This is a genomic window from Oceanisphaera profunda, assembly GCF_002157895.1.
Classification (GTDB): Bacteria; Pseudomonadota; Gammaproteobacteria; order Enterobacterales; family Aeromonadaceae; genus Oceanimonas; species Oceanimonas profunda.
The window spans coordinates 2760793-2775618 of record NZ_CP021377.1 but is presented as its reverse complement, the minus strand read 5'-3'; the positions used below and the strand labels follow the sequence as shown (position 1 = coordinate 2775618).

Below are 14826 nucleotides of genomic sequence, written 5' to 3'. Positions count from 1 at the left end.
GGCTCGTTACATCTTCCAAGTAGCCGAGTATTGTACGAGAAACAGTAGGGCTTTAAAAGGCGCGACGCTTGCCCTTATACTGGCCACCCATTTTTTGCTGAGGATAAATCGTGCGCAATCTACTGATAATGTTGACGCTATTATGGCTGTCAGGCTGTGCCTACAAGGCTGAGCAAGCACCGGCTGGCTCTTGGCAGGCCCAACAAAATACTTTGTCACAACTGCACAATTGGCAGCTTTCCGCCAAGCTCGGCATCATTACTCCCGATGAACGCGGCAGTTTGAGCTTGTTTTGGCGTCAGAATAGTAATGATTACCGGATGAATCTCACCAACGTGGTTGGCAAGCGGGTCTTTGACTTAAGCCGTAACGGACAAAATGTGCAGCTGACCGACAGTAAAGGAAAGCTTCATCAAGCCAGTAATGCACGAGATTTAGTACTAGAGCTAACCGGCTGGGATTTACCGGTTGAGCAATTATCTTACTGGATCAAAGGCCTGCCAGGCGTTGGCGACAAGGTCACCTATGATGCCCAGCAAAGACCCGGAACCATCAGCGCTCACGGTTGGCAATTACAATATTTAGGCTACACGCAAATCGACGGCCTCTGGCTACCAAGCCGCCTTAACCTCACGCACAACGACACTCAACTGCGCTTGGCCATTAGCCAATGGGAATTTAAGTAAGCGTGAGGCGTGAGGCGTGAGGCGTGAGGCAAAATAGACTCAATCTAGATCCTGACGTACGTCAGGATGACGGCAAAGAGAGAAAAAACCCTGCTACGCCGTCGTACCGGGTTCGCCCCAGTATCTAGATTTGGGTTTTTAAGGCCTAAAACAAGATCCTGACGTGCGTCAGGATGACGGCAAAGAAAAAAAGACCCTGCTACGCCGTCGTACCGGGCTCGCCCCGGTATCTAGCTTTGGGTTTTTAAGGCCTAAAACAAGATCCTGACGTGCGTCAGGATGACGGCAAAGAAAAAAGACCCTGCTACGCCGTCGTACCGGGCTCGCCCCGGTATCTAGCCTTTGGTTTTTAAGACCTAAAACAAGATCCTGACGTGCGTCAGGATGACGGCAAAGAGAGAAAAAACCCTGCTACGCCGTCGTACCGGGCTCGCCCCGGTATCTAGCTTTGGGTTTTTAATGCCTAAAACAAAACTATACAAAAAACACCGCGCGGTGTTTTATGCCTACTGATAAGAGAGCTGAAAATGCTATTGCTACCGGCGCCAGCTAAATTGAATTTATTTTTAACCATTACCGGTCGCCGGGACGATGGTTATCACAATCTGCAAACGCTGTTTCAGTTCGTGGATTATGGCGACACCCTTAGGTTTAACCTAGCGCCCGAGGGCGAGCTTAAGCTGACCAATGCACTCGCCTCTTGCGAGATAACCTCTTCCGCAATAAGTAAGGTAGCGCCTGAGCAAAACTTGATTATCAAGGCGGCTCGCCTGCTGCAAGCGCACACCGGTTGTGGCCAAGGCGCGCACATTGAGCTAACTAAGCGCTTGCCCATGGGTGGCGGACTCGGTGGCGGCTCCAGTGATGCGGCTACCACTTTGCTGGCACTGAATCAGCTGTGGCAGCTAGGGTTAAGTATCGATGAACTGGCTATTTTAGGGTTGCGCTTAGGTGCCGATGTGCCAGTGTTTGTACGCGGAGCCGCCGCCTTTGCCGAAGGCGTGGGCGAGCAATTAACGCCGGTCTCACCCGCCGAGCCCTGGTATGTTGTTTTGTGCCCAAATGTGTCCGTGGCCACCGCTGATATTTTTCAAGACCCTGAGCTTATTCGCAATAGCCCTGTGCTAACCTTGTCGCAGTGGTTAAGCGCAAGCTGGCGCAATGATTGCGAGCCACTGGTTAAAAAGCGTCACCCCGAGGTTGCCAAGCTCCTTAGCTGGTTGGTAGAATATGCGCCGTCAAGAATGACGGGCACGGGTGCCTGTATCTTCGCCAGTTTTGACAGCCAGCAAACGGCTGAAGAAGTACTGGCCAAGGCTCCGCAGGGAATGTCGGGGTTTGTAGCTAAAGGTTGCAATCAATCGCCCTTAATCAGTGCCATAGCGCAGAAAAAATAACTTGCGGCGTCATCAATACGGCAAACTCAACAGCAATGTCAGAGAATGGGGATGGGCCCATTTTCGCTCTTGTTCCAAGGGTTAATTGGCTGTTAGGTGTGATCGACAGGTGGTAAGGCTTACGCCATCTCGCCGTTTGAGTTATCCGACTCAACATCCTGTAAGATGCACCTGAATACTCTAAATGAATTCTAAAACGGGCTGGATAGCGAATCAGTTGTTCGTGATAACGGGTTCACGGCCCCGTCCAGTCTCGCCACCCATGAAATAATCCTGAGGTTTTCAACCGTGCCCGACATGAAGCTGTTTGCTGGTAATGCTACACCGGAACTCGCCCAACGTATCGCTGATCGTTTGTTCATTAAACTAAGTGCTGCCGATGTTGGCCGTTTTAGTGATGGTGAGATAAGTGTGCAAATCAACGAAAATGTACGGGGCGGCGATGTGTTTATCATCCAGTCGACCTGTGCGCCCACCAACGATAACTTGATGGAATTGATTGTGATGATAGATGCGCTGCGTCGCGCATCTGCCGGTCGTATTACCGCCGTTATCCCTTACTTTGGTTACGCTCGCCAAGACCGTCGCGTACGCTCTTCTCGTGTGCCTATTACCGCTAAAGTAGTGGCCGACTTCCTGTCTAGCGTTGGCGTTGACCGCGTGTTGACCGTTGACCTGCATGCCGAGCAAATCCAAGGTTTCTTCGATGTGCCGGTAGACAATGTATTTGGCACTCCTGTGCTGTTAGAAGACATGTTGTCTAAAAACTTACAAAACGCAGTGGTCGTTTCACCCGACATTGGTGGTGTAGTGCGTGCACGCGCCGTCGCTAAATTGTTGGATGAAACCGAAATTGCCATTATCGACAAGCGTCGTCCTCGTGCCAACGTTTCTCAGGTGATGAACCTGATTGGCGATGTTGAAGGCCGTGACTGCGTTATCGTTGATGACATGATCGACACCGGCGGCACCTTGTGCAAAGCCGCAGAAGCACTGAAAGAGCGTGGCGCCAAGCGCGTGTTCGCTTATGCGACTCACGCCGTGTTCTCTGGCAATGCCTACCAGAACATCAAAGACTCTGTGATTGATGAAGTGATCATCACCGACTCAGTGCCTTTGAGCGATGAAATGAGGTCGTTGAGCAAAGTGAAGCAGTTGTCACTGTCGCCAATGCTGGCCGAAGCTATTCGTCGCATCAGCAACGAAGAGTCCATCTCCGCCATGTTCGAGCATTAATTTGTAGTAATGTAAGGTGTGAGGGGTAAATGGTGAGGAGTAAAAGCTAACCACCGTTTATCTCAGACACCGAGTACAGCTGACTAAATAGGAGTAAGCCGGAAGGAGAAACATCACCTTCCGCTTGCTCCTTATTTTTTACCTTTTTCCACACACGCTATCTCCCCTCGTTTTTTAAATGCCGTATTAGGCCCCCCAACAACGCAAATACCCTATTTATCAGCTGAGATGCCTGATGGACTTCAGTGGTCAGGTTAAGCTGTACTGCAAGCATGAGTTGCGTATCAAGCTCACTTAATGAGCCCCGTGCTATATGAAGAAACCGTACGAACTCAGCTTTACTGCCTCGCGCAGCTCCTTCCGCAATGTTGCTGGGCACAGAAATTGCCGCACGGCGCATCTGTCCCGTTAGTCCAAAGCGTTCATTATCTGGAAACGTCGCCGTCAACTGATAAACATACGTAACCAGAAGCATGGCATCCTTCCACACATCTAAGTTTTGGTGTTTACGCATACCGACTCTGCATGATGATAGCTAATCACCTATTGTAGCCGCTAGATAAGAACGGCTCGGTTTTACGCCTCCCCCTCACGCTTCACTCCTCACCGTTTACATATAAAACCTGAAAAAATAATAACCACTTAAACCAATCCCGAACGCCACTATGCTCCAGGCCAGCAACTTGGGTCGGATCCATTTCAAGATCTTGGCGCCCAGCTGGCCGCCGATTAAATAGCCCACCGCCAGTATTAGTCCGCCTTCCCAGTACACCAGCCCCGACAGCGAATACACCACTATAGTGGCGCCACTGGCCAGCATCGACAGGTACAGCTTAATGGCGTGCTGCTGAAGATTAGTGCCCATGCGCAGCTGGCCGGTCAACGACATAAACAACACCCCTAGCCCGCCGCCAAAAAAACCGCCGTAAAAGCTGCCACTGAATAATAATGGCCAGCCCGCTTTGCGCAGTACCAGCGGCCCCTCAAAGCCGGCCTTGCTCAGTAATTGGCGAGCATACAAAAGACTGACCGCCAACAATAGCCAAGGCACCAGATAGTTAAAGCTGCTGGCATCAAACTGTACCAACGCCAAGGCGCCTAAACCGCCACCTAACAGGCCAATCAGTGTTAACGCCGCCAAAGGGCCTCTTTTTAATTGCCGACGTATGCTCCAAAACGCACTCACGTAACCGGGCCAAGAGGCTACACTGGCAGTGGCGACCGCCGAGGTACTGGGGACTCCTAACGCTAATAATGCCGGCAACGTAAAAAACAAACCGCCCCCCGCCAGCGCATTCACGATACCAGCCAATAACGACCAGCCTAATAACTCAAACATTCAACATCCTTCGTTCAAAATAAATCCTGCAGGCAGCGATAAGCTTAAGACAAAGACAAACACCGCCCTTCTGCTGTCATACCGGGCTTGCCCCGGTATCTCGCTCTTGGTCTTAAAACCAAAACCCAGATCCTGATTTTCATCAGGATGACGGCATAAAGCGAGATCCTGACGTGCGTCAGGAAGACGGCATAAACACAAAACATCGCTCTGCTGTCATACCGAGCTTGCCCCGGTATCTCGCTGTTAGCCTTAAAGACAAAACCGAGATCCTGATTTTCATCAGGAAGACGGCATATACACAAAACATTGCTCTCTGCTGTCATACCGGGCCTGCCCCGGTATCTCGCTCTTGGTCTTAAAACCAAAACCCAGATCCTGATTTTCATCAGGATGACGGCATAAAGCGAGATCCTGACGTGCGTCAGGAAGACGGCATAAGGCGAGATCCTGACGTGCGTTAAGATGACGGCATACACATAAATACAGCCCTTGGTTTTACTTACGGCGTATAACATAAGACGTACTGCGACGCTTTAACCTCAACCGTTAGCTTGAGAGCGATGTTTTACGCGCATCTTTACAGCCGCCCTACGATTTTCGCGCTATTATGCCGCTTTACTGCCAGTAAGGTGGCCATTATTGCCGCTCTTAATTAGAATGTGGCGTAATTTTTAACGGCCAAGTTAGTATATGAACCCTATCGAACTGATTGTTGGGCTCGGTAATCCGGGTCCAGAATACGCACAAACCCGCCATAACGCTGGCGTTTGGTATGTGACTGAGCTGGCGCGTATGCATGGCGTCACCCTAAAAGAAGAAGCAAAGTTCTTCGGCTGGACTGGCCGAGTACGCATTGCAGGGCACGATGTGCGCTTATTAGTGCCGGCTACTTTTATGAACTTGTCGGGCAAGGCAGTGGGTGCCATGGCCAATTTTTACCAAATTGCGCCCGAGTCGATTTTAATCGCTCATGACGAATTGGACTTAAGCCCAGGCACGGTGCGCTTTAAAAAAGGCGGCGGCCACGGCGGTCATAATGGCCTACGCGACTCCATAAGCTGCTTGGGCAATAACAAAGATTTTTATCGGTTACGCATTGGCATTGGCCATCCGGGCCATAAAACCCAAGTGGCCGGTTTTGTATTAACCAAAGCCCCCGCCGCCGAGCACAGTTTGCTTGAAGCCGCGGTGGATGAAGCCACCCGTTGCACCGATATTTTATTTAAAGATGGCATCAATAAGGCAATGAATCGCCTGCATGCCTTTAATGCCGACTCCACTGAGTAATTTTATCCACATCATTCTTAACTATTTTTAAGTTAATTTGTTCAGTTATCTTTTTAGACATCACCTTCAGGACACATATCATGGGTTTTAAATGCGCAATCGTGGGCCTACCTAACGTAGGTAAATCCACCCTGTTTAACGCACTCACCAAGGCCGGCATTGAAGCGGCTAACTTTCCTTTTTGTACCATAGAGCCCAACACCGGCGTGGTACCGGTACCCGATAAGCGCTTGGACGCCTTGGCAAAAATCGTTAATCCGCAGCGCGTCTTGACCACCTCTATGGAGTTTGTGGACATTGCCGGTTTGGTAGCCGGTGCCTCTAAAGGTGAAGGCTTAGGTAATAAATTTTTGGCTAATATTCGTGAAACTGACGCTATTGGCCATGTGGTGCGTTGTTTTGCCGACGACAACATTATTCACGTTGCCGGTAAAGTTTCACCAAAAGACGACATCGAAGTCATCAATATCGAACTGTCACTGGCGGATCTCGATACTTGTGAGCGTGCCATTTACCGTAACGCCAAGAAAGCCAAAGGCGGCGATAAAGACGCCAAATTTGAAGTTAGCGTGCTAGAAAAGCTGTTGCCAGCCTTGGAAGAAGCCAAGGTATTACGCAGCGTTGAGCTGACTAAAGAAGAAAAGGCCGCCATTGAGTACCTGAACTTCTTAACCATTAAGCCCACCATGTACATTGCCAACGTTAGCGACGACGGCTTTGAAGATAATCCTTATCTGGATTTGGTGCGTGAGATTGCTGCTGCCGAAAACGCCATTGTAGTACCTGTATGTGCCGCTATGGAGTCGGAAATTGCCGAGCTGGACGCCGATGAAGCCGCTGAGTTTATGGCTGACTTAGGCATTGAAGAGCCAGGCCTAAACCGCGTAATCCGCGCCGGTTACGAGCTGCTTAATCTACAAACCTATTTTACGGCTGGCGTAAAAGAAGTGCGCGCTTGGACCATTCCTGTGGGTGCCACCGCGCCGCAAGCGGCAGGTAAGATCCACACCGACTTCGAAAAAGGTTTTATCCGCGCTCAAACTATCGCCTTTGAAGATTTTATTGCCTTTAAGGGCGAGCAAGGTGCCAAAGAAGCCGGTAAGCAACGCGCCGAAGGCAAAGAATACGTGGTTAAAGATGGCGACGTACTGAACTTCCTGTTTAACGTTTAATTCTCTGACGAGAAGTAACGTGTGATGGGTGAAGTGTAAGGGGTGAGGAGTAAAACACTTACTGCAAACTCCACCTTCACCTGCTAAAAAGCCCGCAGCAGCGGGCTTTTTTTTTATTGCCGATATAAGCTCTTAGTTCTAAAAACAAAACCAGATCCTGATGTGCATCAGGATGACGGCAAGACCATAAATTACACTCCGTCATACCGGACTTGATCCGGTATCTCGCTCTTAGTTCTAAAAATAAAACCGAGATCCTGATGTTCATCAGGATGACAAAATAAATACTTGATGCTGGGCGCTTAGCGCTAAATTTGTCTATTCCTCAGCCTAAGCGTTTACTTTATCAGCAAACGATCCGCAGAACGGGTTTTTTACCGAAAAAGCGGTTGACGCTCTGAACTTGGATACGCATAATGCGCCCCGTTCCCAACGAGATGTACCCGAGCAATCAGGCACATTGAAATTGAGAACAAGTAGTGGCTATGTAGCTCAGCTGGTTAGAGCACATCACTCATAATGATGGGGTCGCAGGTTCGAATCCCGCCATAGCCACCATTTTTGTTGGGGTATCGCCAAGCGGTAAGGCAGCGGGTTTTGATCTCGCCATCCCCAGGTTCGAATCCTGGTACCCCAGCCACTAGCTTTAAAGTTGGATGTATTTAATTTTGATCTCGGCCTTAGTGTCCAGACTCGATTCTTCATACCCCAGCCATCTTCTTTACAAAGATTTTTTGTAAAAAAGATAAAAATTTGTAAATGGCTGAGTTTATGTTATAAATATCAACCATCTTTGTTGGGGTATCGCCAAGCGGTAAGGCAGCGGGTTTTGATCTCGCCATCCCCAGGTTCGAATCCTGGTACCCCAGCCATATTTAGTTTTAAAGTTGGAAGCATCAAGCATTGATCTCGGCCTTAGCGCCCATGTTCGATTTTTGGTACCCCAGCCATCTTCTTTACAAAGAATTTTTTGTAAAAAAGATAAATATTTGCAACGTAAGTCGAAAGAAAATTTGGTCTTGATTTCGATAAGAAAAATAGGCATATTACTTTCGGTTTACAGAAGTGGCTATGTAGCTCAGCTGGTTAGAGCACATCACTCATAATGATGGGGTCGCAGGTTCGAATCCCGCCATAGCCACCACTTTTTAGCGGGAGTGGCGAAATTGGTAGACGCACTAGATTTAGGTTCTAGCGCCGCAAGGTGTGCGAGTTCAAGTCTCGCCTTCCGCACCATATTTAAGATGAAATTAAGCTGAATAGTTTAATTTATCTCGGGTAGTAAAATTAGCTTTTAGTGATAAAAGTTAATTAGTAAAGTTAAGTAATAAAATTGGGGTATCGCCAAGCGGTAAGGCAGCGGGTTTTGATCTCGCCATCCCCAGGTTCGAATCCTGGTACCCCAGCCATATTTAGTAATGGCAGCTGTATTAAGTTTTGATCTCGGCCTCAGTGCCCAGCTTCGATTCTCGGTACCCCAGCCATTAAGTAAGAAGCCAGCCTAGTGCTGGCTTTTTGCTATCTAGGATTTAGATTCTTGTTTAATCCAGAGCAGGCTACGGGTTTTGATCGCGGCCTCAGTGCCCAGGTTCGATTCTCGGTACCCCTGCCATTAAGTAAACAGCCGACTCTTAAGTCGGCTTTTTGCTGTCTGGTGTTTAGGTTTAATACCAATCGTACTAAATAAGTAGTCAGTTTTTACTTCCTGTAAAGGTCGGATAAACGGCCTACTCCACCGACACGCTGCAAGCACATCCCTGTGGCGCTCAAACACATGATCATCCATGTCATGTGATGGTCGGTGGAGTAGATCTCTTTATCCGCCCCTATGCCACGTAGCCGCCTGTGGGTGAAGTTAGCAGACAGCTCGGTGCTTAAGAGAGGTAACAGAGATCGCCTCCCACGACCGTGACAATACCAGGGATGGCATTTCCCGAGCCCCCATGGATGGGTTTATGGCGTGTCGAGGTAGGTGACTCTGTTTCCTCTTTTGTACTGGTTGTAATAGATCAATTATTTAGTGTGTTTGGTATAACTAGCCTCCAGAACTTGTAGCCGCCACTTTTGTTAGGCAGAGAGTTTCGGCGGGACAGCAGAGCTGGCTGCTTTACATTCAAAACATAAAACTGAGCCGAAGTACTTTTCGCTGAAGATACGGGCTCCTACAAAACCACAGCCTTCTGTAGAATCTCAACGACTCGTTAGCCAATATTGTGCTATCACACAGAGATCCTGACTTTCGTCAGGATGACGGAATAAATATCCCAACCAAACAAAAAAACTGAGCCTTCCTGTTCGGGGTTTATCTTTAGCTGGGCGCAGGGCGCTTGGTGCTCGGCGCTGCCCTACAAACCCATCGCATATTTCATGACGCGAGTTTTTAGCGGCCCGCTGCGCTGGGCGGCACTTAAGCCAAGGTTGCGCAGTATCTTCAACGGTAAGATATTATTGCTAAAGGCGTGATAGCAAACATCCATGGTGGTTTGCATCAACAGGTTATCGGGTCGGCGGCGGCGTTGATAACGGGCTAACCGCTCAACAGAGCCAATATCCAATTGTGCCTCCACACCTTGGCTCACCAACTCTGTAATGGCGGCCACGTCTTTAAAGCCAAGATTCACGCCCTGCCCTGCTAGTGGATTGATGGTGTGTGCCGCATCGCCTAGCAATACTACGCGGCCTTTCACATATTGATTGGCGTGGCGACGGCGCAGCGGGAAGCTGCCTTTGCTTAACACCTTAAAATTGCCCATCCGGGTTGGGAAGTGCGCAGCCACTTGCTCGGCAAGCGAGTCGTTATCTAACTTGGCCAATGCTTGAATCCGCTGTTTTTGGTCATACCACACTAAACAGCCTTGATCGCTACCTAAGGGCAAGAAAGCCCGCGGGCCTTGCGGCGTGAATTGCTGCCAGGTCATATCTGACTCGAGTTGATCGGCTTCGATGCTAATCAGCATGCATTGCTGGCCGTAATCCCAAGCACTAATGCCAATGCTTGCTAATTGACGAGTAAAAGACTCAGCGCCGTCACAAGCCAGTACTAAACGTGCTTCCAGCTGTTGGCCATGGGTGAGCGTTAAGGTGGCGCTGGTCTCGGATTGGCGCAGTGCTTCTAAGCCATTCGGGCAATCAAGCGTCACGTTTGGCCACTGCGCCAGCGCTTGCCATAGACCGAGTTGGATCAGGCGATTTTCCACCATATAGCCCAAGTATTCACGGCCCACACTGGCGGCGGTAAATTCCGTATGAAAACCTTGCCACTCATAGGCTTCTAAGCGCTGATAAGGCCAAGCACGCATGCCTTGAATACGTTCCCAAGCGCCCGCTTGCTCTAATAAAGCAACCGAGGTGGCGCTAATGGCGGATACTCGCAAATCTCGCGGCTGCTCTGGGCTAAACTCCGTGGGCCTCTTGGCTTCAATAACGCGAATCGACAACCCTGTCGGCGCCAACAAGGCTGCCGCCAAGGCGCCCACCATACCGCCGCCAATAATGGCAATGTCACACTGTTCCTGTTGCATGTCCATCCGTTGCATATCCATGACTGCCCACCTCGTAGTTTTTTGTCCATTCTACCGTAGAAACGCCCAACATTCGGTGCTTATCTGAGACCACCATCCCACGGGGGCTGCGGCCTGTCTATTGGATATTATCTGGTCAGTGACGCTTTAAAGGAGTAGAATTCCCCGCCTGATCCCATGTCCCTTGCCGTATGACTTTTACCGGCATATCGGCCGTAATTTCAAGAGTGCCATGAGCAAAAAACTTCACATTAAAACCTGGGGCTGTCAGATGAACGAATACGATTCATCTAAGATGGCCGATCTACTGGACGCCGCCCACGGCTACGAGCTAACGGACGACCCGACCGAAGCCGACGTCCTACTGCTAAACACCTGCTCTATTCGTGAGAAAGCGCAAGAAAAAGTGTTTCATCAGTTAGGCCGCTGGCGCCCGCTAAAAATGATCAATCCTAAGCTAGTGATTGGCGTTGGCGGCTGCGTGGCTTCTCAAGAAGGTGAGGCCATTCGTGCCCGCGCCCATTACGTAGACTTAGTCTTTGGTCCGCAAACGCTGCATCGGCTACCGGCCATGATCAAATCTGTACTCGAAGGTAACGGCGCTCAAGTAGACGTCTCCTTTCCTGAGATAGAAAAATTCGACAACCTGCCCGAGCCCCGCGCAGAAGGTGCCAGCGCCTTCGTGTCGATCATGGAAGGCTGCTCTAAGTACTGCTCGTTTTGCGTGGTGCCCTATACCCGCGGCGAAGAAGTCAGCCGCCCCATGGACGACGTGCTCTACGAAATCGCCCAGCTTGCCGACCAAGGCGTGCGTGAGGTGAATTTATTAGGCCAAAACGTCAATGGCTATCGTGGTGAAACCCATGACGGCAGCATTTGCAGCTTCGCAGAATTATTGCGCTTAGTGGCGTCTATTGATGGTATTGACCGCGTGCGTTACACCACCAGTCACCCCATTGAATTTACTGACGACATTATTGAGGTCTACAGAGACACCCCAGAATTAGTGAGTTTCTTACACCTGCCCGTACAAAGTGGCTCGGATCGTATCTTAACGCTGATGAAACGCGCACACACGGCGCTGGAATATAAGTCCAAAATTCGTCGTCTGCGTGCGGTACGCCCGGATGTTACTGTCAGCTCTGATTTTATTATCGGTTTTCCCGGTGAAGATGAGGACGACTTTGAGCGTACCATCAAGCTAATTGAAGATGTGGGCTTTGACCTAAGCTATAGCTTTATCTTTAGCGCTCGTCCGGGTACACCGGCGGCCGACTTGCCTGATGATGTGCCACTGGAAGAGAAGAAAGCCCGCTTGGCGCGTTTGCAAACCTTGATCAATAATCAAGCACAGCTGATCAGCCGTCAGATGTTGGGCACGACCCAGCGTATTCTGGTGGAAGGCCCTTCGAAAATGGATCCCATGGAGCTACGTGGTCGCACCGAAAATAACCGTGTGGTGAACTTTGAAGGTGCGCACACCTTAATTGGCGGCTTTGCTGACGTAGAAATTATCGAAGCCAGACCTAACAGCTTACGCGGTAAGTTTATCCGCGGTGAAGACGAGATGGGTCTGCGCGTACAAACCTCGCCCCAGAGCATTTTAGGCCGCCGCCCCGATGGCGTGCCCGATGCAGTCGGCGTCGCGACGTTTACGCCTTAACTCCCCCGCAATAAGTGATGCGTGAGGTGTGAGGCGTAAAGATTGAGGAGTAAAGAGTCAGGTAAGGAGGTTTCTCCTCTCGCCTCACGATTTACTCCTCACCTTTATTGAATAGCAGGAGTTATTTTGTCACCTACTGTTACCACTGTAGAACTTGAATTAGCGCCTGCCGATGGCGCGCGTTTGGCCAGTCTCTGTGGCCCACTTGATGACAACATCAAACAATTAGAGCGCCGTTTAGGCATAGAAATTAATTATCATAATCAATATTTCACCCTGACCGGTCGTACCGCTCAGGTCAATATTGGCGCGCACTTGTTAAAGCACTTGTATGTGGAAACACAAGCCTTACGCGGCCAAGCTGTGCCCGATATCACCCCAGAATTGGTGCATTTGGCCATTAAAGAAAGCCAAGTGTTAGACCAAGATGACACCCCAGATATCGAACACCTGTACGGCAAGACGGTAAATATTAAAACCAAACGTGGGCTGATTAAACCGCGCACTGCCAGCCAAGCCCACTATATGGCGCATATCTCCAGCCACGATATTACCTTTGGTATTGGCCCTGCGGGTACCGGTAAAACGTACCTGGCGGTAGCGGCCGCCGTCGATGCGCTGGAACGCCAAGAAGTACGCCGCATCTTATTAACGCGCCCTGCCGTTGAGGCCGGTGAAAAACTGGGTTTCTTGCCGGGGGATTTAAGCAAAAAGGTCGATCCTTATTTGCGCCCGCTGTATGACGCCTTATTTGAAATGCTCGGCTTTGAGCAAGTCGAAAAGCTGATTGAGCGCAACGTGATTGAAATCGCTCCTTTGGCGTATATGCGTGGTCGCACCTTGAATGATGCTTTTATTATTCTCGATGAAAGCCAAAATACCACTCTTGAGCAGATGAAGATGTTTTTAACGCGCATCGGCTTTAACTCTCGGGCCGTAGTCACCGGCGACATTACCCAAGTGGATTTGCCGCGTCATACCAAGTCTGGCTTGCGCCATGCGATGGACGTACTCGACGGCGTTGAAGGCCTGTCTTTTAACTTCTTTCATGCCGAAGACGTCGTACGCCACCCCGTAGTGGCGCGCATTGTGCGGGCCTATGAAGCCTTCGACCACCAACAAGCTAAGCTCAACGATCAGGCACCGCCAGATAACAAGGTAACATCATGAATTTGTGGTTAGATTTACAGCTGGCCTGTGACGAAGCACCGGGCTTGCCCAGCGAGTCTGAACTTGAAATTTGGCTGCAAGCCGCGCTGCTTAATGAGCGCGAAGAGGCGGAAGTCACGGTACGTTTGGTGGACGAAGCAGAAAGTCGCCAGCTCAATTACGATTATCGCGGTAAAGATAAGTCCACTAATGTGTTATCTTTCCCTTTTGACGCGCCGCTCGGCATTGAACTGCCCTTATTGGGTGACTTGGTGATTTGTCGCCAAGTGGTGGAGCGCGAAGCACTAGAACAACATAAACCGCTCACCGCCCATTGGGCACACATGGTGGTACACGGTTGCTTGCATTTACTGGGCTTTGACCATATTAAGGATGATGAAGCCGAGATAATGGAAGCGAAAGAAATTGCCATTTTGGCTACCCTTGGCTTTGCCAATCCCTACTTAGATGATGAAGGTTAAATTAGGTCAATGAGCGACGATAATTCGAACTCTGAACACGGTTCGTCCAGTAAGAAAAACTGGCTAGAAAAGCTGGGTCAGCTTTTTCAGGGCGAACCGAAGAATCGCGAAGAATTAGTAGAAGTGATCATGGAAGCCAGTCAGCGAGAGCTGATCGATCAAGACACCAAAGATATGATTGAAGGCGTACTCGAGGTGAGCGAGCTAAGGGTGCGAGACATTATGATCCCCCGCTCGCAAATGGTGACGGTGGAGAAATCCCAACCTGTGTCTTCATTTTTGCCCATGATCATCGAATCTACTCATTCGCGCTTCCCGGTGGTCAATGAAGATAAAGACCACATAGAGGGCATATTGCTGGCCAAGGATCTGCTGCAATACGGCTTTGGCCTTAATGACGATACCTTCACCATCGACAAGATACTGCGCACCGCAGTGGTGGTGCCAGAAAGTAAGCGTCTCGATAAGCTGCTCAAAGAATTTCGTCAAGAACGCTATCACATGGCGATCGTGGTGGATGAGTTTGGCGGCGTCTCCGGGTTAGTGACCATAGAAGACATTCTGGAGCTTATCGTCGGCGATATTGAAGACGAGTTTGATGCTGAAGAATGTGCTGAAATCCGTCAAATTACGTCGCGGGTGTATGCGGTAGCGGCATTGACCGACATCGAAGACTTTAATGAATATTTTAATACCGACTTTAGTGACGAAGAGGCAGATACCGTAGGTGGCTTAGTCATGCACGCCTTTGGTCACTTGCCCGCTAAAGGTGAACAGCTCGAAATCAACGGCTTTATCTTTAAAGTAGCGCACACCGATCGTCGACGTTTGCTGCAATTACAAGTTAAGCTCCCCAGTAATCAGGAATCCTCCACTTCGGAAAACATATAA

The 14826-nt window shown here is 49.8% G+C and carries 13 protein-coding genes and 6 tRNA genes; 15 read left to right on the top strand and 4 right to left on the bottom strand.

Translation table 11 applies throughout. The features are described 5' to 3' along the window. Positions 1-110 precede the first annotated feature (110 nt). The 3 genes from lolB (at position 111) to CBP31_RS12280 (ending at position 3319) form a co-directional block, all read left to right on the top strand. Positions 111-686 carry a lipoprotein insertase outer membrane protein LolB gene (lolB, locus tag CBP31_RS12290; RefSeq protein WP_087037691.1) on the top strand — a complete coding sequence of 192 codons (576 nt, stop codon included), beginning with the start codon at positions 111-113 and terminating at the stop codon, positions 684-686. A 527-nt stretch (positions 687-1213) separates the two neighbouring features. After that, on the top strand, positions 1214-2083 hold the full coding sequence (gene ispE, locus CBP31_RS12285) for a 4-(cytidine 5'-diphospho)-2-C-methyl-D-erythritol kinase (protein ID WP_087037689.1): 870 nt from the start codon (positions 1214-1216) through the stop codon (positions 2081-2083). 288 nt (positions 2084-2371) lie between these two features. After that, positions 2372-3319 carry a ribose-phosphate pyrophosphokinase gene (locus tag CBP31_RS12280; protein ID WP_087037687.1) on the top strand — a complete coding sequence of 316 codons (948 nt, stop codon included), beginning with the start codon at positions 2372-2374 and terminating at the stop codon, positions 3317-3319. Positions 3320-3476: 157 nt separating this feature from the next. On the opposite strand, the gene CBP31_RS12275 is transcribed toward CBP31_RS12280, so the two are convergent. The 3 genes from CBP31_RS12275 to CBP31_RS12265 all read right to left on the bottom strand — a co-directional run bounded on the left by CBP31_RS12275 (position 3477) and on the right by CBP31_RS12265 (position 5176). Beyond that, a complete protein-coding gene (locus CBP31_RS12275; RefSeq protein WP_087037685.1) occupies positions 3477-3833 on the bottom strand; it encodes a four helix bundle protein in 357 nt (118 codons plus the stop codon). A 96-nt stretch (positions 3834-3929) separates the two neighbouring features. Further along, positions 3930-4658 carry a sulfite exporter TauE/SafE family protein gene (locus CBP31_RS12270; protein WP_087037683.1) on the bottom strand — a complete coding sequence of 243 codons (729 nt, stop codon included), beginning with the start codon at positions 4656-4658 and terminating at the stop codon, positions 3930-3932. Between the two features lie 44 nt (positions 4659-4702). Then, complete coding sequence (locus CBP31_RS12265; protein ID WP_087037681.1) at positions 4703-5176, bottom strand: hypothetical protein; 474 nt, start codon at positions 5174-5176, stop codon at positions 4703-4705. 175 nt (positions 5177-5351) lie between these two features. Here CBP31_RS12265 and pth point away from each other — a divergent pair, with 175 nt between their 5' ends. From pth to CBP31_RS12225, 8 genes are all read left to right on the top strand, one after another. Then, positions 5352-5948 (top strand): aminoacyl-tRNA hydrolase, encoded by a 597-nt coding sequence (pth, locus tag CBP31_RS12260; RefSeq protein WP_087037679.1) that lies wholly within the window; start codon positions 5352-5354, stop codon positions 5946-5948. Between the two features lie 80 nt (positions 5949-6028). Beyond that, on the top strand, positions 6029-7120 hold the full coding sequence (gene ychF / locus CBP31_RS12255) for a redox-regulated ATPase YchF (RefSeq protein WP_087037677.1): 1092 nt from the start codon (positions 6029-6031) through the stop codon (positions 7118-7120). Between the two features lie 481 nt (positions 7121-7601). Continuing rightward, positions 7602-7678, top strand: a tRNA-Met gene (locus CBP31_RS12250). 7 nt (positions 7679-7685) lie between these two features. Continuing rightward, a tRNA-Gln gene (locus CBP31_RS12245) sits at positions 7686-7760 on the top strand. Positions 7761-7917: 157 nt separating this feature from the next. Beyond that, positions 7918-7992: transfer RNA gene (locus CBP31_RS12240), tRNA-Gln, on the top strand. A 195-nt stretch (positions 7993-8187) separates the two neighbouring features. Then, positions 8188-8264: transfer RNA gene (locus tag CBP31_RS12235), tRNA-Met, on the top strand. Between the two features lie 7 nt (positions 8265-8271). Then, positions 8272-8356, top strand: a tRNA-Leu gene (locus tag CBP31_RS12230). A 98-nt stretch (positions 8357-8454) separates the two neighbouring features. After that, a tRNA-Gln gene (locus tag CBP31_RS12225) sits at positions 8455-8529 on the top strand. A 936-nt stretch (positions 8530-9465) separates the two neighbouring features. Here CBP31_RS12225 and CBP31_RS12220 read toward each other — a convergent pair. Beyond that, entirely contained in the window at positions 9466-10662 is a 1197-nt protein-coding gene (locus CBP31_RS12220; protein WP_227875024.1) for an FAD-dependent monooxygenase, read from the bottom strand. A 211-nt stretch (positions 10663-10873) separates the two neighbouring features. On the opposite strand from CBP31_RS12220, the gene miaB reads away from it, so the two are divergent. From miaB to corC, 4 genes are all read left to right on the top strand, one after another. Then, positions 10874-12304: a tRNA (N6-isopentenyl adenosine(37)-C2)-methylthiotransferase MiaB gene (gene miaB / locus CBP31_RS12215; protein WP_087037675.1), complete on the top strand. Its 1431-nt coding sequence runs from the start codon at positions 10874-10876 to the stop codon at positions 12302-12304. 126 nt (positions 12305-12430) lie between these two features. Continuing rightward, positions 12431-13474 carry a PhoH family protein gene (locus CBP31_RS12210; RefSeq protein ID WP_087037674.1) on the top strand — a complete coding sequence of 348 codons (1044 nt, stop codon included), beginning with the start codon at positions 12431-12433 and terminating at the stop codon, positions 13472-13474. After that, on the top strand, positions 13471-13935 hold the full coding sequence (gene ybeY, locus CBP31_RS12205) for an rRNA maturation RNase YbeY (protein WP_087037672.1): 465 nt from the start codon (positions 13471-13473) through the stop codon (positions 13933-13935). Before CBP31_RS12210 ends, ybeY begins: the two co-directional genes overlap by 4 nt. 9 nt (positions 13936-13944) lie before the next feature. After that, complete coding sequence (gene corC, locus CBP31_RS12200; protein ID WP_087037670.1) at positions 13945-14826, top strand: CNNM family magnesium/cobalt transport protein CorC; 882 nt, start codon at positions 13945-13947, stop codon at positions 14824-14826.

Coding starts and splice junctions, on each gene's coding strand:
- ybeY (WP_087037672.1), top strand. CDS start 13,471: ATGAATTTGTGGTTAGATTTACAGCTGGCCTGTGACGAAGCACCGGGC.
- CBP31_RS12275 (WP_087037685.1), bottom strand. CDS start 3,833: ATGCGTAAACACCAAAACTTAGATGTGTGGAAGGATGCCATGCTTCTG.
- CBP31_RS12270 (WP_087037683.1), bottom strand. CDS start 4,658: ATGTTTGAGTTATTAGGCTGGTCGTTATTGGCTGGTATCGTGAATGCG.
- CBP31_RS12265 (WP_087037681.1), bottom strand. CDS start 5,176: ATGTTATACGCCGTAAGTAAAACCAAGGGCTGTATTTATGTGTATGCC.
- corC (WP_087037670.1), top strand. CDS start 13,945: ATGAGCGACGATAATTCGAACTCTGAACACGGTTCGTCCAGTAAGAAA.
- CBP31_RS12220 (WP_227875024.1), bottom strand. CDS start 10,662: ATGGATATGCAACGGATGGACATGCAACAGGAACAGTGTGACATTGCC.
- miaB (WP_087037675.1), top strand. CDS start 10,874: ATGAGCAAAAAACTTCACATTAAAACCTGGGGCTGTCAGATGAACGAA.
- ychF (WP_087037677.1), top strand. CDS start 6,029: ATGGGTTTTAAATGCGCAATCGTGGGCCTACCTAACGTAGGTAAATCC.
- ispE (WP_087037689.1), top strand. CDS start 1,214: ATGCTATTGCTACCGGCGCCAGCTAAATTGAATTTATTTTTAACCATT.
- pth (WP_087037679.1), top strand. CDS start 5,352: ATGAACCCTATCGAACTGATTGTTGGGCTCGGTAATCCGGGTCCAGAA.